Annotated in this window: 16 protein-coding genes and 1 pseudogene; 7 read left to right on the top strand and 10 right to left on the bottom strand. The window is 65.7% G+C overall.

Annotated elements, in window-relative coordinates; translation table 11 throughout:
- The first annotated feature begins 38 nt into the window (after positions 1-38).
- The 3 genes and pseudogenes from AC1M2K_RS04970 (at position 39) to AC1M2K_RS04960 (ending at position 3,467) form a co-directional block, all read left to right on the top strand.
- A pseudogene (locus tag AC1M2K_RS04970) lies at positions 39-1,702 on the top strand (circularly permuted type 2 ATP-grasp protein).
- Positions 1,696-2,625 (top strand): alpha-E domain-containing protein, encoded by a 930-nt coding sequence (locus AC1M2K_RS04965; protein ID WP_480238286.1) that lies wholly within the window; start codon positions 1,696-1,698, stop codon positions 2,623-2,625. The pseudogene AC1M2K_RS04970 and the gene AC1M2K_RS04965 overlap by 7 nt, the downstream one beginning before the upstream one ends.
- A complete protein-coding gene (locus AC1M2K_RS04960; protein WP_480240071.1) occupies positions 2,622-3,467 on the top strand; it encodes a transglutaminase family protein in 846 nt (281 codons plus the stop codon). The genes AC1M2K_RS04965 and AC1M2K_RS04960 overlap by 4 nt, the downstream gene beginning before the upstream one ends.
- A gap of 51 nt (positions 3,468-3,518) precedes the next feature.
- Here the strand turns inward: AC1M2K_RS04960 and AC1M2K_RS04955 are convergent, their stop codons facing one another.
- Together AC1M2K_RS04955 and AC1M2K_RS04950 are read right to left on the bottom strand one after the other, a co-directional pair.
- On the bottom strand, positions 3,519-4,925 hold the full coding sequence (locus tag AC1M2K_RS04955) for an MFS transporter (protein ID WP_480238284.1): 1,407 nt from the start codon (positions 4,923-4,925) through the stop codon (positions 3,519-3,521).
- A 5-nt stretch (positions 4,926-4,930) separates the two neighbouring features.
- Positions 4,931-5,356: a MarR family winged helix-turn-helix transcriptional regulator gene (locus AC1M2K_RS04950; RefSeq protein ID WP_480238283.1), complete on the bottom strand. Its 426-nt coding sequence runs from the start codon at positions 5,354-5,356 to the stop codon at positions 4,931-4,933.
- Between the two features lie 106 nt (positions 5,357-5,462).
- Here AC1M2K_RS04950 and AC1M2K_RS04945 point away from each other — a divergent pair, with 106 nt between their 5' ends.
- A complete protein-coding gene (locus AC1M2K_RS04945; protein WP_480240070.1) occupies positions 5,463-6,332 on the top strand; it encodes an alpha/beta hydrolase in 870 nt (289 codons plus the stop codon).
- A 147-nt stretch (positions 6,333-6,479) separates the two neighbouring features.
- Here AC1M2K_RS04945 and AC1M2K_RS04940 read toward each other — a convergent pair whose 3' ends face one another.
- Entirely contained in the window at positions 6,480-7,103 is a 624-nt protein-coding gene (locus AC1M2K_RS04940) for a histidine phosphatase family protein (RefSeq protein WP_480238281.1), read from the bottom strand.
- A gap of 61 nt (positions 7,104-7,164) precedes the next feature.
- Between AC1M2K_RS04940 and lplAB the strand changes: the two genes are divergently transcribed.
- From lplAB to AC1M2K_RS04925, 3 genes are all read left to right on the top strand, one after another.
- Positions 7,165-8,214: a lipoate-protein ligase LplAB gene (gene lplAB / locus AC1M2K_RS04935; protein WP_480238280.1), complete on the top strand. Its 1,050-nt coding sequence runs from the start codon at positions 7,165-7,167 to the stop codon at positions 8,212-8,214.
- Positions 8,215-8,444: 230 nt separating this feature from the next.
- Positions 8,445-9,350: a DNA-methyltransferase gene (locus AC1M2K_RS04930; RefSeq protein WP_480240806.1), complete on the top strand. Its 906-nt coding sequence runs from the start codon at positions 8,445-8,447 to the stop codon at positions 9,348-9,350.
- Positions 9,347-10,273, top strand: coding sequence for an LLM class F420-dependent oxidoreductase (locus tag AC1M2K_RS04925; protein WP_480240069.1), 927 nt, complete (start codon positions 9,347-9,349; stop codon positions 10,271-10,273). The genes AC1M2K_RS04930 and AC1M2K_RS04925 overlap by 4 nt, the downstream gene beginning before the upstream one ends.
- Before the next feature lie 119 nt (positions 10,274-10,392).
- Here AC1M2K_RS04925 and sufU read toward each other — a convergent pair whose 3' ends face one another.
- The 7 genes from sufU to AC1M2K_RS04890 all read right to left on the bottom strand — a co-directional run bounded on the left by sufU (position 10,393) and on the right by AC1M2K_RS04890 (position 18,235).
- Positions 10,393-10,845 carry a Fe-S cluster assembly sulfur transfer protein SufU gene (gene sufU, locus AC1M2K_RS04920; protein WP_480238278.1) on the bottom strand — a complete coding sequence of 151 codons (453 nt, stop codon included), beginning with the start codon at positions 10,843-10,845 and terminating at the stop codon, positions 10,393-10,395.
- Positions 10,845-12,158: a cysteine desulfurase gene (locus tag AC1M2K_RS04915; protein ID WP_480240068.1), complete on the bottom strand. Its 1,314-nt coding sequence runs from the start codon at positions 12,156-12,158 to the stop codon at positions 10,845-10,847. Before AC1M2K_RS04915 ends, sufU begins: the two co-directional genes overlap by 1 nt.
- A 204-nt stretch (positions 12,159-12,362) precedes the next feature.
- Positions 12,363-13,373, bottom strand: a complete 1,011-nt coding sequence (locus AC1M2K_RS04910; protein ID WP_480240067.1) for a LacI family DNA-binding transcriptional regulator — start codon at positions 13,371-13,373, stop codon at positions 12,363-12,365.
- A 30-nt stretch (positions 13,374-13,403) separates the two neighbouring features.
- On the bottom strand, positions 13,404-14,813 hold the full coding sequence (locus AC1M2K_RS04905) for a GH1 family beta-glucosidase (protein ID WP_480240066.1): 1,410 nt from the start codon (positions 14,811-14,813) through the stop codon (positions 13,404-13,406).
- Positions 14,813-15,709: a carbohydrate ABC transporter permease gene (locus AC1M2K_RS04900; RefSeq protein ID WP_480240065.1), complete on the bottom strand. Its 897-nt coding sequence runs from the start codon at positions 15,707-15,709 to the stop codon at positions 14,813-14,815. The genes AC1M2K_RS04905 and AC1M2K_RS04900 overlap by 1 nt, the downstream gene beginning before the upstream one ends.
- Positions 15,706-16,857, bottom strand: a complete 1,152-nt coding sequence (locus AC1M2K_RS04895; protein ID WP_480240064.1) for a carbohydrate ABC transporter permease — start codon at positions 16,855-16,857, stop codon at positions 15,706-15,708. Before AC1M2K_RS04895 ends, AC1M2K_RS04900 begins: the two co-directional genes overlap by 4 nt.
- Before the next feature lie 61 nt (positions 16,858-16,918).
- Positions 16,919-18,235, bottom strand: coding sequence for an ABC transporter substrate-binding protein (locus AC1M2K_RS04890; RefSeq protein WP_480240063.1), 1,317 nt, complete (start codon positions 18,233-18,235; stop codon positions 16,919-16,921).
- Positions 18,236-18,384: the final 149 nt, after the last annotated feature.

Genomic DNA, 18,384 nt, shown 5'->3' with positions numbered 1-18,384 from the left:
AAACACCCCGGCAACATGCACACCGTTAGGCTCGGTCCATGGCGGATCTCTTTGACGGCTACGGCGGCACCCTTGCACCACGCGTCAGCGCCACAGGCGAGACGCCGTTCGACGAAATGTTCCAGGATCCCCCCGCTCCAGGGCATGCTGCGGAGTCTCGAGACGCCTACCGCGAGATCTACGCGGGCCTCGCCCAGATGACCCAGACTGAGCTGCGGGGCCGCACGGATGCGCTTGCCAGCTCGTACCTCGCTCAGGGCGTCACCTTCGACTTCGCCGGTGAAGAACGGCCGTTCCCGCTCGACGCCGTTCCGCGTGTGATCCAGCAGGACGAGTGGACCGAGATCGAGGGCGGCATCAAGCAGAGGGTGCGCGCCCTCGAAATGTTCCTCGCGGAGGCGACGGCCGGCAGAACGCGGTCCGTGACGGCGTCATCCCCGCCGGCCTGATCAGTTCGTCGAGTCACTTCCACCGCCAGGCGGCAGGCATCGTGAGCGCCAACAACGTGCGTATCCAGGTCTCCGGGATCGACCTCATCCGTGACGGCGCAGGCAAGATGCGGGTGCTCGAGGACAACGTGCGAGTGCCGAGCGGAGTGAGCTACGTCATCTCCAACCGCCGGGTGATGGCACAGACCCTGCCAGAACTCTTCGTCTCGATGCGCGTGCGCCCGGTCGGGGATTACCCGAACAAGCTGCTTCATGCCCTTCGGGCCAGCGCGCCGAACGGTATCGAAGAGCCCAACGTCGTCGTGCTGACCCCTGGCGTCTACAACTCCGCGTATTACGAGCACACGCTGCTCGCCCGGCTGATGGGCGTCGAGCTTGTCGAGGGTCGCGATCTCTTCTGCTCGGGCGGCAAGGTGTTCATGCGCACCACCTCGGGGCCCCAGCGCGTCGACGTCATCTACCGCAGGGTCGACGACGAGTTCCTCGACCCACTGACCTTCCGGGCCGACTCGATGCTCGGGTCTCCCGGGCTCATGCTCGCCGCGCGCCTCGGCAACGTCACGATCGCCAACGCGGTCGGAAACGGTGTCGCCGACGACAAGCTCGTCTACACCTACGTACCCGACCTCATCAGGTACTACCTCAGCGAAGAGCCGATCCTGCCGAACGTCGACACCTGGCGCCTCGAAGATCCCGGTGCGCTCGAAGAGGTGCTCGACCGCCTCGACGAACTCGTGGTGAAGCCCGTGGACGGCTCGGGAGGCAAGGGCCTCGTCGTCGGCCCGGACGCGTCGAAGAAGGAACTCAACGACCTCGCCGCCCGGCTCCGCAAAGACCCGCGCGGCTGGATCGCCCAGCCCGTCGTCATGCTGTCGACCATCCCCACCCTCGTCGAGGACGGGATGCGGCCGAGGCACGCGGACCTCCGCCCGTTCGCCGTCAACGACGGCGACGACATCTGGGTCCTGCCGGGAGGGCTCACCCGCGTCGCATTGCCCGAAGGGCAGCTCGTCGTCAACTCCAGCCAGGGTGGCGGCTCGAAGGACACCTGGGTGGTCGGGCGCCGCGGATCCCCAGTCGGCCCCCACGACATCCAGGGTCTCGTCGCCGACCAGGCCACCGTCACCCAGGCTCTCCCGATCGTCTACGACGAGCAGCACGAACCGGAACACTCGCCGCAGGACGAGCCGCGCGGTCGACGCGACCAGCACGAACAACAGCAGCAGCAGCAGGCGGGAGACGCGACATGCTGAGCCGGATCGCCGAGAGCCTGTTCTGGATCGGCCGCTACATCGAACGCAGCGACGGAACCGCTCGCATCCTCGACGTCCACCTGCAGCTCCTCCTCGAGGATCCGTGGATCGACGAGGACTCCGCGTGCCGGTCCCTGCTCAGCGTGATGGGGAGCGTCGCGCCCGTCGACACCAGCCTCGCCAGGCAGGACGTCCTGCAGCACCTCGCGATCGACCGCACCGAGCCGGCATCCATCGCCTACTCGCTGACCGCCGCACGCGAGAACGCCCGCCGTGCCCGCGAGATCGTCTCGACGGAACTCTGGGAGTGCCTCAACACCACGAGCGCACGGATGCCGCGGCGGCTGCAGACCGAGAAGGTCCACGAATTCTTCGGCTGGGTCCGCGAACGGGCAGCTCTCGCCGTCGGGATCATCGACTCGGCCACCAGCAGGGATGAGGCGTGGCAGTTCTTCACCCTCGGACGCAGCATCGAACGCGCGGACATGACCGCCAGGCTCCTCGCCACACGGTCGCTCACCGAGGCGTCTGGTCCGAGCTGGACCACCATCCTCCGCTCCTGCGGGGCCTACGAGGCCTACCTCCGGTCCTACCGGGGCGTGCCGAGTTCGAAGAATGCGGCCGAGTTCCTCATCCTCGATCGCCTGTTCCCCCGATCGATCCTCTTCGCGTTGAGCCAGGCCGAGGACTGCGTGCGCGAACTCGAGCCGCGCACCAATCGCGTCGGTGTCGGCGGACAGGCGCAGCGCCTGCTCGGCCAGGCTCGAAGCGAACTCGAGTACACGCCCATCGGCGAGGTCCTCGAGGACCTGCCCGCGCACATGGACGCCGTGCAGCAGGTGACCCTCGACACGTCGGAGGCGATCAGGCACCGGTTCTTCCCCACGCACGCCGAACCGAGCTGGATCGGAGAACACTCGTGAAACGACTGCGGATCCGTCACCGGACCGGCTTCAGCTACGAAGGCCAGGTCAACGCGTCATACAACGAGGCACGGATGCTCCCGTCGACGACAGACGGCCAGTTCGTGCTGTCGTCCCAGATCGACATCCACCCGCCGGCATCCCAGCACAGCTACGTCGACTACTTCGGCACCAAGGTGACCACTTTCGAAGTGCTCACGCCACACACCGAGCTGTCGCTCACCGCTACGAGCCTCGTCGAGGTGCGGCCGAGGCCGCATACGGAGCATCCGATGACCTGGGAGCAGCTCGAGCAGCAGACCGCCCGCAGCATCGAGACGATGGAGCAGCTGTCGCAGACGCGCCGCTCGGACCCGCCCGACGATCTCTCTGCGCTCGCGAGGGAGATCGCCGACGCCCACGAGAGCCCGTGCGAAGCGGCGCTCGAGATCGTCGAGACTGTCGGGCGCCTGGTCACATACATGCAGGGTGTCACAGGGGTGCAGACCACGGCGGCGGATGCCTGGTCCCGCAAGCAGGGCGTCTGCCAGGACATCACGCACATCGCGCTCGGCGCCCTCCGCTCGGTCGGCATCCCCGCCCGATACGTCTCCGGCTACCTGCTGCCGAAGCCGAACGCTGAGATCGGCGAGACCATCACCGGCGAATCCCACGCCTGGGTTGAATGGAACTGCGGATCGTGGCGTGGATACGACCCCACCAACCTCATCGAGATCGGCGACCGCCACGTGCTCGTCGGCCGCGGACGGGACTATTCGGATGTCGCGCCGTTGCGCGGGGTCTACGCCGGCCCGTTCAGCTCACGCCTGTTCGTCAAGGTCGAGATCACGCGCGAGTCGTAGCGGCACACCCGTTGGCTCGCGCTGGCGTTCCGGCTTCGCGCGGGTGAAAAATCACCGGCGCGAAGCCGAAACACCCGCGCCGGCGGGAATCTCGGAGGTTGTCACGCGCGGGCGCGGCTTCTGACCCGCGAGTGCCGGGAGCGAGATCGGCGACGTGAGCGCCACCTCCTCGGAGAAGTCCTCAGGCACGATCGACGACACCGGCAGCGGCTTGCCCGCGTGGGTGACGACGGGGCGCCAGCGGTAGTCAGGGTGCAGCTGCACGCGCAGGCTCCGCGCCATCACGGCCCAGGTCAGCGCGAATGTGCAGGCGAGCAGCGCGGCGACACCGGCAGCGGCAAGTGCCCAGCGCGGACCCCAGGCGTTCGCGATTCCGCCCACGATCGGCGCACCGAGCGGGGTGCCTCCCATCAGCACGGCCATGTAGAGGGCCATCACGCGGCCACGCACCGCGGCATCCGTCGTCGTCTGCACGAAGGCGTTGGCCGTCGTCAGCATGGTGACCGTGGCGAACCCGATGAAGATGAGGGCGAAGGCGAACGTCCAGAACGTCGGCATGACGGATGCCGTGAACGCGGCTATCGCGAACAGGCCGACGGCCGCGATGACGACGCGCATTCGTGCCCGGTCGCGCCTCGCGGCGAGTAGGGCGCCGGTGAGTGACCCGATCGCGAGGATCGACGAGAGCAGGCCGTAGTCGCCTGCGCCACCGCCGAGCTCGACGGCCATGGTCGACGCGAAGATCGGGAAGTTCATGCCGAACGCCCCCATGATGAACACGATCACGAAGATGACACCGAGGTCGGGTCGTGACATCACGTAGCGGAAGCCCTGGACGAGCTGACCGCGCTGGCGTGGTGCGCGCGGGCGACTGCGCAGCTGGCTCGCGCGAAGCTTGTAGAGCGCGAAGAGCACCGCGAGGAACGTGAACGCGTTGACCATGAACACCCAGCCGGAGCCGATGACGACGATGAGCAGGCCTGCGAGTGCTGGGCCGATCATGCGTGCCGCGTTGAAAGATGCCGAGTTGAGAGCGACAGCGTTCGACATGTTGTGCTCGTCGACGAGGTCGGAGACGAAGGTCTGCCGAGCAGGGCCGTCGACGGCGTTGACGATTCCGAGGAGTAGGGCGAAGACGTAGAGGTGCCAGAGCTCGGCATGGCCGAGGATGAGGAGCAGGCCGAGGGCGACGCCGAGCAGCATCAGAGCGCTCTGCGTGATCATGAGGATCTTGCGGCGGTCGAAACGGTCGGCGATGAGGCCGGTGATCGGCACGAGCAGGAGCTGAGGTCCGAACTGCAGGGCCATCGTGATTCCGACGGCAACGGCGTCGTTGTCGGTCAGGACGGTGAGCACGACCCAGCTCTGGGTGGTCGACTGCATCCACGCGCCGATGTTCGACACGAGGGCGCCGATGAACCACAGGCGGTAGTTGTAGCTCGAAAGCGATCGGAACATTGCACTCACTGGGTGGCGATTCTCCTCATCAGTTCTGTGGCTTTCGCCAGGGTTTCTCTGTCTGCAGGGTCGAGGGCGCGCAACTGGTGGTGAAGCCAGGCGTCTCTCTTCTTGACGGTTTCCTTGACGATCGCCGTTCCGGCATCCGTCAGCTCGATCGTCACGCGGCGTTTGTCTGCGGCGTCGGCGACGCGGGTGAGGTAGCCGGATTCCTCCAGGCAGTTCACCGTGCGGTTCATCGACGGGGCAGAGACATGGTCACGTTCGGCCAGGCCGCTCAGGGTGTGTGGTCCGTGGGTGTACAGCCCTCCGAGCACGGAGAACTGGCCATCGCTGAGTTCGTCGTCAGCCCGTTCGGCGCGGAGGCGCCGTGCGAGTTTGAAGGTGCCCATGCGCAGGTCGGACGCCTGCTCTGCGATTGTCTTTGCCACAGAGAGACAGTCTATCAAAATAGTTAGCAAAGGTAAAGGTCTGCTTAGCGATGCTAATTAACCGTGCTCGCCGGGCGGTCGGCGGTCCTGCCGCTACTCTGGGGAAATGACCGACGACGATCAGACCGGGGCGGATGCCGCCTCCCCCGAAACCCGGACCCTCACCGATGCACACGGCGTCACGATCTACTACTACGTCTGGGCGGTGCCGCAGCCGAAAGCCGTCGTTCACCTCAGCCACGGTGTCGGCGAGCACGCACGTCGTTACAGGGCGCTCGCCGCGGACCTCAATGCCGCCGGGTACACCGTCGTCGCCGACGATCACCGGGGCCACGGGCAGACCGGAACCAACCACCTCGGTGTCGGCAAGCTCGGCGAGAAGCCCACGAAGACGGCGCTCGCGTCGGTGCAGCTCGTGGGCGAACATCTGCGCGAGGACTACCGCGATCTTCCGCTCGTGCTGCTCGCCCACAGCTGGGGTTCGTTTATGGCGCAGAAGGTCATCAACCGTACGAGCATCTACGACGCCGTTGTGCTCAGTGGGTCATCGCTCTCCGTCCTTGGGGTAGTCGGCAGCGGCAACTACAACAAGAAATGGAAGTCGCCGACGGCCACCGGGCTCGAGTGGCTCAGCCGTGACGAAGCTGTCTGGGCGGCGTTCACTGCGGACAAGTACAACTTCGACGTCGCGGTGACCCCGGCGTGGACGACGGGGCAGGCGTTGACGTATCTCGGGCGTCCGCCGAGGACGATGCCCCGCGACATCCCGATGCTCATCCAGGGTGGGTCGGAGGATCCGCTCGGCGGCACGCGCGGCCTGACGATGCTGCGCAACGCGTACGTGAAGCGGGCGAAGCTCAGCGACGTGACGCTGAAGATCTACCAGGACTGTCGGCACGAGATCTACAACGAGACGAACCGCGACGAGATCATCGCCGACCTCGTGGAGTGGCTGGACCTGCACACGGCATCCTGAGATGTGGTTGGCGCTGGAGCGCATCGTCGAGTTGCCACGAAGTGTCGTTCAGGCCACCGATTCGCCACAAACCGTCATCCGTGGACGCGATGGACGGCATGTCGTGGCGATTCGAGCGGATGTTGCGCGTGCCGCGCGGGCCGCGCGTCAGTACCGGTGCGCCGCCGCATCTGCAGGCACATTGAACGCGTACAGCCGGGCTTTGCCGTCGATGTATGACAGGGCCGTCACCGCGCAGTTCTGGATCTCCGGCATGAGGTCGCGGTATCGGTTCGGGTCGATTCCGAGCAGGGAACAGAGCGTGAGCCTGAGCGCGGTGCCGTGGCAGGCGACGAGCACGCGGCCGTCCGGGAACGCCGCTTCGATCCGGTCGAATGCACGCAGGTAGCGCGTGATGCCGTTGAGTCCCTGCTCGCCGCCGGGCAGGACGGCCTCGGCCGGGCGGGCGATGAACGCGTCGACCTCGGCCGAGTACTCCGGACGGAGTTCGTCGAGGGTTCGTCCCTCGCCGACGCCGAAGCCCACCTCGTCCAGGTCGGGATCCGTTTCGACGATCTCACCTGTTGCCCGCGCGCTCGGCTCCGCCGTGAGGATCGCCCGGCTCAGTGTCGACGAGTAGACGGCATCGAGGCGCGCGTCAGCGGCCCAGAGGGCGAGCGACTCGGCCTCGCGCAGGCCCTTGTCGGTGAGCTCGACGTCCGCCCGTCCGGCGTAGCGGTGTTCGGCGTGCCACACGGTTTCACCGTGCCTGGCCAGGAAGAGAGTCGTCATACTCCCATTCTGCTCCCGCCCGAGCGGATTGCCGCCCGATGCCCGAGACTAGGCTGAACGCATGCATGGTGAGTACAAGGTCCCAGGCGGAAAGCTCGTCGTCGTCGACCTCGACGTCATCGACGGCGCGATCGCGAACTTCCGGCTCGCCGGCGACTTCTTCCTCGAGCCCGATTCGGCCCTCGACGACATCAACAGGTCTGTCAACGGACTGCCTGTCGAAACGGATGCCGCTTCGCTGGCATCCGCGATCCGCCGCGGTCTTCCCGACGGGGCGACCCTGCTCGGCTTCAGCCCTGAAGCCGTCGGCACCGCGATCCGCCGGTCCCTGGCCGGCGCCGCCGACTGGAAGGACTTCGACTGGGAGCTCATCCACACCGGCTCGGTGTCACCGCGGATGCACCTCGCCCTGGACGAGGTTCTCACCGCCGAAGTCGGCGCAGGCCGCCGCGGGCCCACGCTGAGGATCTGGGAATGGGACGAGTCCGCCGTCGTGCTCGGGAGCTTCCAGTCGGTGAAGAACGAAGTCGACCTCGACCAGGCGAAAGCGAACGGCTTCGAGGTCGTTCGACGGGTCTCAGGCGGCGGAGCGATGCTGATGAAGCAGGGCGAGGTCATCACCTACTCTCTCTACGTCCCGGCCGAACTCGTGCAGGGCATGACCTTCGCAGACAGCTACGCCTACCTCGACGACTGGGTGCTCACCGCGCTGCAGTCGCTCGGCATCGATGCGAGCTACCAGCCCCTCAACGACATCACGAGCCCGAGCGGCAAGATCGGCGGAGCCGCGCAGAAGCGCCTCGGCAACGGCGCAGTGCTGCACCACGTCACGATGAGCTACGACATGGACGGCGAGCTGATGGCACGCGTCCTGCGCATCGGCCGGGAGAAGCTCAGCGACAAGGGAACCAAGTCCGCAGCCAAGCGCGTCGACCCGCTGCGAACGCAGACCGGACTCAGCAGAGCCGAGATCATCGAGCGGATGAAGGACACCTTCGTCAGCCTCACCGGCGCGAAGCCCGGGAACATAACCCCGGAGGAATATGAAGCGGCAGAGGCTCTCGTCGAGTCGAAGTTCGTGACGGACGCGTGGCTGAACCGGGTGCCGTGAGCGACGACCTGACCCCCGACGAGGTGCTGCCGGAGGGCTACGCCCCGCGCAGCCGTAAGCGCAAGCGGCCGAGTGGAACCACGACGGGCGGCGCCCTCGGCATCGTCGACGAGATCTTCGCCCCAACCCGACATGAGGCCCAGCTGGAGCGCGACCGCGCAACCCGGATCCCTGCCCCTGCACCGATCCCGGGAGACGGATTCGGCGACATCCTCGACGGGACGGTCTCAATCACCGTCGATCTGAGCGCCGTCACGCCGACGGCGCCGACCGGCAACGTGGTCTACTCCGGCGACAACCTCGACATCCTGCCGACGCTGCCGGACGGGTCCTTCACCCTCGTCTACATCGACCCGCCGTTCAACACCGGGCGGGAGCAGAAGAGACACGAGACCAGTAGTGTGCGCGCCGAGCCAGGAGGAGGCGGGCAACTCGGGTTCAAGGGCCAGAGCTACGAGCGGATCCGCGGAGCGCTCAAACGGTACGACGACGCGTTCGACGACTACTGGGCCTTTCTCGAGCCGAGGCTCGTCGAGGCCTGGCGGCTCCTCGCCGACGACGGCACGCTCTACCTGCACCTCGACTACCGTGAGGCCCACTACGCGAAGGTGCTGCTCGACGCGATCTTCGGGCGCGACTCGTTCCTCAACGAACTTATCTGGGCCTACGACTACGGCGCCAAGTCGAAGAGCAAGTGGCCGACCAAGCACGACACGATCCTCGTCTACGTGAAGAATCCGAAGACGTACTATTTCAACTCGGATGCCGTCGATCGCGAACCGTACATGGCACCAGGCCTCGTCACCCCCGAGAAGGTCGAACGGGGCAAACTGCCGACGGACGTCTGGTGGCACACCATCGTCTCGCCGACCGGCAAGGAGAAGACGGGCTACCCGACGCAGAAGCCCATCGGCGTGCTGCGGCGGATCATCCAGGCATCCAGCCGCGAAGGCGACCGCGTGCTCGACTTCTTCGCCGGAAGCGGCACGACCGGCGCCGTCGCCGCGTCCCTCGGCCGCTCGTTCGTTCTCATCGACCAGAACCCCGAAGCGCTCACCGTCATGCAGAAGCGATTCGACGGCATACCCGTCGAATGGCACACCATCCAGGACCCCGAGGAGAAACCCCGCAGATGAAGTTCCGCATTTTCACCGAACCGCAGCAGGGCGCGAGCTACGACGATCTCCTCGCGGTCGCACAGACAGCCGAGAGACTCGGCTTCGATGCGTTCTTCCGCAGCGATCACTACATGGTGATGGGTGACCACTTCTCCGGGCTGCCTGGTCCGACCGACGCCTGGACGACCCTCGCAGGCCTCGCGCGCGAGACCAATAGCATCCGACTCGGCACCCTCGTATCGAGTGTGACGTACCGCTCGCCGGGGATCCTCGCCATCCAGGTGGCGCAGGTCGACCAGATGTCCGGCGGTCGCGTCGAGCTCGGACTCGGCACCGGCTGGTTCGAAGAAGAACATGCCGCCTACGGTATACCGTTCCCTCCGAAGCGATTCGGGATGCTCGAGGAGCAGCTCGAGATCGTGACAGGCCTGTTCGAGACCCCCGTCGGCGACACCTACTCGTTCGCCGGGAAGCACTACTCGCTCACCGAATCGCCTGCGCTGCCGAAGCCCGTCCAGTCGCAGCTGCCGATCATCGTCGGCGGAGGCGGCGCCAAACGCACGCCGGCGCTTGCCGCCAGATTCGCGACGGAGTTCAATCTGCCGTTTGTGCCGTTCGATCAGATCGCCGGCAAGTTCGCCGGGGTCAGGGCGGCGTGTGAGGCGATCGACCGAGACCCGGGTGAGCTCGTGTACTCGGCGGCATTCGTGGCGGCCGCCGGCGCGAGCGAGGCCGAATACGTCAGTCGTGCGACCGCGATCGGCCGGGCGCCGGGCGAACTGCGTCAGAACGGTCTGGCAGGAACGCCGTCAGAGATCATCGATCGGCTGGGTGCGCTGCAGGACGACGGTGTGCAGACCACATACCTGCAGATCCTCGACCTGAGCGACCTCGAGCACCTGGAGTTCCTGGCCGCCGAGGTGGTTCCGCACTTCGCGTAGACCCCCGGTGGGGGTCGAGCAGCGTGCCTGGTGAGGCCGCCCGCCGAACCCTCAACAGGAGACCCCGACTGAGAAGTGCGGGTTTCTCCTGTCGAGCCTGCGCGGGTGCGGCGGAGGCGTCAGTGAGACGATTCGAGCTGAGCCAGGTCCGCCTCGAGTGCCACCCACGCGAGCATCGCGCACTTGACCCTCGCCACGTACTTCGAGACGCCTTCGAGCACGATGGCGTCGCCGAGCAGTTCGTCCTCGTCCTCGACGCCGGCACCGCGGGAGTGCATGAGCTCACGGAACAGCGCGATCCGTTCCCGTGCTTCAGCGAGCGTGAGCCCCGGTGCGAGGTCGTGCAGGAGCGATGCGGATGCCATCGAGATGGAGCATCCTGCCCCTTCCCACGTGACGGAGCTCACGACGCCGTCCGCGACATGCAGCTGAAGGGTGAGTTCATCACCACAGGTGGGGTTGACCTGGTGGCTGGACGCATCCGCCGAAGACTTGAGCCCGAAGCCGTGCTTCTCTTTCGAATGGTCGAGGATGACCTGCTGGTACAGGCCTGCGAGATCTCCTGAAGCCATCAGTTCACCCCGAAGAACGAGCGCACGTCGCGCATGCCGTCGATGACCGCGTCGACGTCTGCCGTGGTGTTGTAGAGGTAGGCGCTCGCCCGCGTCGAAGCGGTCACCCCGAAACGACGGTGAAGCGGTTGCGCGCAGTGGTGCCCGACCCGCACGGCGATCCCCCTGTCGTCGAGGAACTGGCCGACGTCGTGGGCGTGCACCCCGTCGACGTCGACGCTCGCGAGCCCCGCCCGTTCAACACCTGCATCCGGACCGAGCACGCGGACCCCTGGGATGGAGCTGAATCCCTCGACCAGCCGGGCGCCCAGCTCGGTCTCCCAGGCTTCGATCCGGTCCATTCCCACGGCACCGAGGTAGTCGATCGCCGCGGCGAGGGCGATGGCCTGCGACACCTTCTGGGTACCCGCTTCGAACCGCTGCGGCGAAGGCAGGTAGCCGGATGCCTCGAGCGTCACCGTGGTGATCATCGAACCACCGGTGAGGAAGGGAGGGAGGGCGTCGAGAAGTTCGCCCCTGCCGTAGAGCACGCCGATCCCGGTGGGGGCGAGCATCTTGTGGCCGGAGAAGACGGCGAAGTCGACGTCGAGCGCGGCGAGGTCGAGCGCACGGTGCGGAGCGGACTGGCAGGCGTCGAGCACGACGAGCGCTCCGACGCCGTGAGCGAGCCGGACCAGTTCATCGACCGGGTTGATCACACCGGTGACGTTGGAGACGTGCGTGAATGCGACGAGTTTCGTGCGCGGGTTGATCAGCCGTTCGGCCTCATCCATCCGCAGCGTTCCGTCGTCCGCGACCGGGATGTGCCGCAGGGTCGCCCCTGTGCGTGCCGCGAGCTCCTGCCACGGCACGAGGTTCGCATGGTGCTCACCCTCCGTGGTCAGGACCTCGTCTCCCTCGCCGAGAACGAACCGAGCGGCATCCGCCCCACCGCGACCGAGGCTGGCATTGGACATGCCGTATGCGATGAGGTTGAGGCCCTCTGTGGCGTTCGAGGTCCAGATGATCTCGTTCTCGCCCACGCCCACGAAGCGGGCGACCGTCGCGCGCGCGTTTTCGAAGAGTTCGGTCGCGTTGGCGGCGAGCGTGTGTGCGCCACGGTGGACGGCGGAGTTGTCGTGTTCGTAGAACGCACGCTCGGCGTCGAGCACGCTGACCGGTTTCTGCGAGGTGGCGCCGGAGTCGAGGTAGACGAGCTCGTGCCCGTTCACCCGCTGGTTCAGCGCGGGGAAGTCGCGGCGCAGGAGCAGCACCTCGGCGTCGGTCAGCGGGGTGGTCGCCAGCTCCGTCGTCGATCCGGTGGGGTGGGGCATGGGCAACTCACGATCTGTTTTCGGGGCACGGCTGGGCGTCCGGGGGCAGCGCCGTCGCTCGCACCGGTGACCGGGCGTCCACCTGTGTCAAGCACCGGTAGCAGCGCGGTATTCCTTCTATTGTCTCCCCAACACCCCGCCAGATGCTGACTTTGGGGTGGTTCCCTGGTGTCTGAACCACCGCAAACCCAGCAATTCGCGAGCTTAAGCGGACTCCCGCACGACGAGCTTCGTCGGCATGATCGTCGCCGTCTCGACCTGCTCGCCGTCGATGAGTCGCACCACGATCTCGGCCATCTTCGCGCCCATCTCGACAGGGGCCTGGTTGACGGTCGTCAGGGTCGGACTCACCGTCGCCGCGTAACGGTCGTCGTCGTAGCCGACAACCGCGACGTCCTCGGGGATCCGGAGCCCGGCCTCCTTGAGGACCGTGTACGCGCCGGCGGCGAGCTGGTCGCTGAAGGCGAACAGCCCGTCGATGGGCACGCCGCGAGCGAGCAGGCGGCGCATCGCTGCAGCACCGTCATCGGGTGAGTAGTCGCCATATTCGACGAGGGCATCGTCGAGTCCGGCGCCGGTGACGGCATCCCGCCAGCCGGTGAGCCGGTCGACCCCTGGCGGCATGTCCTGTGGCCCGGCGATGGTCGCGATCGAGCGGCAGCCGCGGTCGATCAGCCTCTGCGTCGCAACGCGGGCGCCGCTGACGTTGTCGACGTCGACGAAGTGGCCCTGTGAGGTGTCCGGGCTGATCGGCCGGCCACCGAAGACGATCGGCAGCTTCTGTCCGAGGTGCGTGTACGAGTGGTCGCCGGAGTGGTGCGAGACGACGAGAGCGCCGTCGACGTTGCCGCCGAGGAGGTAGCGCCTGGTCTTGTCAGACTTCGTCTCGGATGCGATGAGCAGGTTGAGCGTGTAATCCGTGTCGGCGAGGTACAGCGCGACGCCCTGCACGACGGATGCGAAGAACGGGTCGGCGAACACTTTCGCCGTCGACTCGGGCACCACGAGCGCGATCACCTGCGTCTTCCGGCTGGCCAGGGAACGCGCGGCACGGTTGGGTACGTAGTTGAGTTCGGCGATCGCGGAATTGACGAGTTCGACGACCTCGGCGGTGACCTTGGGGGAGGAGTTGACCACGCGCGACACGGTCGCGCGTGACACGCCTGCGCGTGCCGCGACCATCTCCAGTGTCGGAGATTGCGTCTGTGTCGTCATGGTCCCCAGCCTCCCCTCGATGGCACCACTCTAATGCGCGGGAATCCCGACCTTGGCGTCCGCGATGATCCGCGAGTACGCCAGGCCGGAGTCCTTGATGGTTCGCTCCTGGCTGTCGTAGTCGACGCGGACGATGCCGAATCTCTTGCCGTAGCCCCACGACCACTCGAAGTTGTCGAGAAGTGACCAGACGAAGTAGCCGCGCACATCCGCGCCGTCTGCGATGGCATCCGACACCGCCTGCACGTGATCGGTGACGTACTGGGTACGTTCGACGTCGTGGATGTGGCCGTCTGCGGAGACGACGTCTTCGTATGCCGACCCGTTTTCGGTGACGAAGAGGGGAGGCATGTTCGGGTATTCACGGCCGAGGCGCACGAGCAGCTTGTGCAGGCCAGACGGGTTGACCTCCCAGTTCATGGCGGTGCGGGGCAGGCCACGGCTCGGGAACGTGATGTACTCCGACCCGATCCAGCACGAGGAGAGTTCCCTCTCGGTCGCTCCGGAATGGCCGTCCGTGCCCGAGTCGTCCGGATGTCCGGAGACCTGGTCGTCGTGGTAGTGGTTGACGCCGAGGAAGTCGATCGGCGTTCCGATGATCTCCATGTCACCCGGCTGGATCACGTCGCGGATGCCGAACTGCTCGAGGTCGGACAGCGCGTCTTCCGGGTACGCCCCGGTCACGATCGGGTCGAGGAAGACGCGGTTCTGCAGCACGTCGAACCGGCGGGCTGCCTCGACATCGACGGGGTCGTTCGCGTCGAGCGGGATGGCGTTCGACAGGTTCAGCGTGATGCCGATCTGCTCGGCGCCGAGGTCGCGCAGCCGGTTGACGGCGAGGCCGTGACCGAGGTGCTGGTGGTGGATGGCGGCGACGGCGGCGGCCGGTTCCTGCCGCCCAGGGGCGTGGACGCCTGCGGCGTAGCCGAGCAGCGAGGAGCAGAACGGCTCGTTGAACGTCGTCCAGTTCTTCACGCGGTCACCGAGCGTTCCGTACACGGTCTCGGCGTAGTCGGCGAAGCGCAGAGCGGTGTCCCGGTTTGCCCAGCCGCCCTTTTCCTCGAGGGCCTGCGGCAGGTCCCAGTGGTACAGCGTCAGCCATGGCAGGATGCCGGCACCCAGGAGTTCGTCGACGAGGCGGGAGTAGAAGTCGAGTCCCGCGGCGTTCGGCTCGCGGTCGCCGGGAACGATGCGCGACCAGCTCGTCGAGAACCGGTAGGAGTCGAGGCCCAGCTCCTTCATCATCGCGACGTCGGAGGCGTAGCGGTGGTAATGATCGACAGCGACATCGAGGTTCTCGCCGTTGGCGATGGCCCCTGGGACGCGAGCGAACGCATCCCAGACCGAGTCTTCCTTGCCGTCTTCGTGGGCTGCGCCTTCGACCTGGGCCGCAGCGGTGGCGGACCCCCAGATAAAGGTGGGGGGAAAGTTGAACGTCATTAGCCCTTCACTGCTCCTTGCATGATGCCTGAAATGAGTTGCTTGCCTGCCACGATAAAGAGTACGAGCAGGGGGAGTGTTGCCATGATGGCCCCGGCGAGCACGATCGAGTAGTCGACGTACCGCGCTGACTGCAATTGGCTGAGAGCCGTCTGCAGGGTGGGGTTGCTCGCGTTGAGAACGATGAGCGGCCAGAGGAAGTCGGTCCATGCGGTCATGAACGTGAACAGACCGAGGATCGCCATGGCCGGGCGGGCTGCCGGAACAGCGACGTGCCAGAACGTCGAGATCATGCTCGCCCCGTCCATGCGTGCAGCTTCAATCAGTTCGTCCGGGATGACGTCGACGAGGTACTGGCGCATGAAGAACACACCGAATGCCGTGACGAGGGTCGGGATGATGACCGCGCCGATCTCGCCGGTCCAGCCGAGGGTCCTCATCACCATGAACAGCGGGATGATGCCGAGCTGGGTCGGGATCGCCATGGTCGCGATGACGAAGACCATCAGCCCGTTGCGACCCTTGAACCTGAGCTTCGCGAACGCGTAGCCGGCGAGGGTCGAGAAAGTGATCACCGAGACGGTGATGATGCTCGAGATCAGGATGCTGTTGCCGAGAGCCAGCCAGAACGGGACGGTGTCGAAGACCTCGCCGACGTTCTTCCAGAAGTTGCCGCCGGGAAGGAGGGGAGGCCACGTCGAGCCGAATGCCGCGTTGTCGCGGGTTCCCATCACGAACGACCACCACAGGGGGTAAGCCGAGCAGAGGAAGAACACGCCGAGGAGCGAGTAGGTCAGCCAACCGGGCCGTTTGTCGATGCCGAAGAACCTGGCCTTGCGCCGCGTGGGGAGGCTTCCGGAAGTCTCAGCCGGGCGGGTGAGGGTGCTCGCGCTCATCGGATGCTCCTTTCTTCTGTCGATCCGGACTGTTCGATGTTCTCTGCTGGACCGGGTACGGGAATCACTTCATCGACAACGGATGCCGCGCTGCCCGTTCGCACAGCGGCCCGCGCCTGACGCTGGCGCACCTTCAGGAGGCGGCGTTGTGACCGAGCCTTCGCTCCTCGCCCTTCCGCGGTGGCTATGCTCCGCGAGAGCAGGAAGTTGATCAGCCCGAAGATGACGATGAGAAGGAAGAGCAGCCAGGCGATTGCCGACGCCTTGCCGAAGTTCTGCCTGAAGAAGGCCATCTCCCAGAGGTACAGCACCGTGGTCTGGAACTGGCGCTGCGATCCACCCGCTGTCACCGGGTCGAACAGGCGCGGCTCGGTGAAGATCTGCAGTCCGCCGATGGTCGCCGTGATGATGACGAAGATCATCGTCGGGCGGATCGAGGGAAGGGTGATGCTGAAGAAGCGGCGGATGGCCCCGGCGCCGTCAAGAGCGGCAGATTCGTGGATGTCTCGGGGAACAGACTGCATCGCGGCCAGAAGGATCAGGGCGTTGTAGCCGGTCCAGCGCCAGTTGACCATGGTGGCGATGGCGATGTGGCTCGGCAGCGTTTCGTTCTGCCACATCACGGGGTCGACGCCGAAGCTGACGAGGATGTTATTGATGAGACCGTAGCTTTCGCCGAACACGTTAGAGAAGATCATGGCGACCGCGACGGGCGTGACGACGTACGGCAACAAAATACTCATGCGCCAGAACGTCTTGCCGCGCAGGTTCTGGTCGAGGACGGCAGCGATGACGACGGCCGCAATGAGCTGCGGGATCGTCGAAAGGAAGAAGATGCTGACGGTGTTGAACAGGGAGTTCCAGAAGTACCGGTCGCCGAGGACGGCGGTGAAGTTGTCGAGACCGACGAAGTCGCCCTGGCCCTTGAGCGTGTGCCAGTCGTAGAGCGACACCACGAAGGTGTAGATCAGCGGGAAGAGACCGACGATGGCGAAGAGGATGAAGAAGGGAGCGACGTAGAAGTAGGGGGAGGCTTTGACGTCGAAGGCGCTCAGGCGATGCTTGAGTGATTTCGGCGCCTTGGCTGGCGTTCGCGGCTTGCCAGGAGAAGAGCTCTCGACCGGCGGCCTGTTCAGTGTGCTTGTCATGTTCTCGCGTCCAGATCGGAGGCTCCCGGGATTTCTCCCGGGAGCCTCGCGGTTGGTGTTCCTAGTTGTTGACGACCAGGTCGTTGAGGAGCTGGAGCGCCTGGTCCCACGCCTCGTCAGCGTTCATCTTGCCGGTGTCAAGGTTCTTCAGCGCGGGGCCGAAGACGTTCTCCTGAATGAGCGAGTCATCCGGGCCCTTGTACTGAGCGACGACGCCTTCGGCGCGCGATGCCAGGATCGCTCCCGTCGGGGCGTTGTTGAACAGCTCGTTCGGCGTTGCCTCCTCGGCGAGCTTCTTCTGAGCTTCGATCGTGCTGGGGAAGTTGCCAGCTGCAGCCGACTGCTTGACCTGCTGCTCGGGGTCGGTCAGCCACTCGGCAAGTGCAGCTGCTTCTTCAGGGTGCTCAGACGTGGTCGGCACTGAGAGGAATGCGCCGCCCCAGTTGGACGCGCCGCCGGGGAAGACGTCGGCGAAGTCCCAGCCGGTGGAGGCGTCGCCGCCGCCGGACTCGAGGGAGCCTTTGATGGTTCCGAGCATCCAGCCCGGGCAGACGAAGGTGGCGAAGGAGCCGTCTACGAAGGCCTTGCCCTTGCCCCAGTCCCATGCCTTCTGGTTGGCGGAGAGGCCGGCGGCGGTTCCTGCTGCGAGCTGGTCGAAGCGCTCGCGCATTTCGGTGTTGCCCTCGACGTTCAGCTCGCCGTCCTTGGTGTAGTAGCCCTCATCGAGCTGGTTGACCATGGAGTTCCAGACGAAACCGGAGTGGTCGTACCAGGCCTTGCCCGTGGCTTCCTTGTACTGTTCACCGAGTTCGAAGTAGGTGTCCCAGGTGGCGTCGTCTCCGCCGAAGAGTTCGGCGACCGACTCGCGGTCGCTCGGGAGGCCAGCGGCTTCGAAGAGCTTGCCGTTGTAGCAGAGGCCCTGCGGGCCGATGTCCGTACCGTAGCCGATGACGCGGCCCTCGGAGTCTGTGCCCTGCTCGTACTTCCAGGGAACCCAGTTGTCTTTGATGTCTTCTGCGCCGTACTCGTTGAGGTCGACGAACTGGTCGGAGACATCCATGATCTGTCCGAGCCAGCCTTCCTCGATGGCGACGATGTCGGTGAGGCCAGAGCCGGCTGAGATCTTGGTGAATGCATCGGTGCGGGCGTTTCCACCGGTGTCGATGTTCTCTGCCTTGATCGTGATGTTCGGGTTGGCCTTTTCGTACTCCTTGTAGAGCTCGTCGTAGCCGAACGTTCCGAACGTCGTGATGGAGAGTTCGATTTGCTCGTCTTCGGATGAGCCGCCGCCTTGGGGGGCGCAGCCGGTGGCGATAATGGCGAAAGCTGCGGCGCCGGCGATGCCGGTGGCGAGCTTGGTGCGTCGTGAGAGGTTCACGGTCACTCCTTTGTGTGTGCGTGGACGGGTGCAGTGGCTTCGTGAGAGCGCTCTCATTTCGAAGCATGAGAGCGCTCTCACGGATTACGGACAAGCTACGTTGTGGAAGAGCCTGTTGTCAAGCGCGCCATCAGAGATTGCCCAAAGAG

The sequence above is a fragment of the Mycetocola sp. Y171 genome, from assembly GCF_056713165.1.
This window is presented reverse-complemented; position numbering and strand designations above follow the sequence as displayed.

Coding starts and splice junctions, on each gene's coding strand:
- AC1M2K_RS04965 (WP_480238286.1), top strand. CDS start 1,696: ATGCTGAGCCGGATCGCCGAGAGCCTGTTCTGGATCGGCCGCTACATC.
- AC1M2K_RS04955 (WP_480238284.1), bottom strand. CDS start 4,925: ATGTTCCGATCGCTTTCGAGCTACAACTACCGCCTGTGGTTCATCGGC.
- AC1M2K_RS04945 (WP_480240070.1), top strand. CDS start 5,463: ATGACCGACGACGATCAGACCGGGGCGGATGCCGCCTCCCCCGAAACC.
- AC1M2K_RS04940 (WP_480238281.1), bottom strand. CDS start 7,103: ATGACGACTCTCTTCCTGGCCAGGCACGGTGAAACCGTGTGGCACGCC.
- lplAB (WP_480238280.1), top strand. CDS start 7,165: ATGCATGGTGAGTACAAGGTCCCAGGCGGAAAGCTCGTCGTCGTCGAC.
- AC1M2K_RS04925 (WP_480240069.1), top strand. CDS start 9,347: ATGAAGTTCCGCATTTTCACCGAACCGCAGCAGGGCGCGAGCTACGAC.
- sufU (WP_480238278.1), bottom strand. CDS start 10,845: ATGGCTTCAGGAGATCTCGCAGGCCTGTACCAGCAGGTCATCCTCGAC.
- AC1M2K_RS04915 (WP_480240068.1), bottom strand. CDS start 12,158: ATGCCCCACCCCACCGGATCGACGACGGAGCTGGCGACCACCCCGCTG.
- AC1M2K_RS04910 (WP_480240067.1), bottom strand. CDS start 13,373: ATGACGACACAGACGCAATCTCCGACACTGGAGATGGTCGCGGCACGC.
- AC1M2K_RS04905 (WP_480240066.1), bottom strand. CDS start 14,813: ATGACGTTCAACTTTCCCCCCACCTTTATCTGGGGGTCCGCCACCGCT.
- AC1M2K_RS04900 (WP_480240065.1), bottom strand. CDS start 15,709: ATGAGCGCGAGCACCCTCACCCGCCCGGCTGAGACTTCCGGAAGCCTC.
- AC1M2K_RS04895 (WP_480240064.1), bottom strand. CDS start 16,857: ATGACAAGCACACTGAACAGGCCGCCGGTCGAGAGCTCTTCTCCTGGC.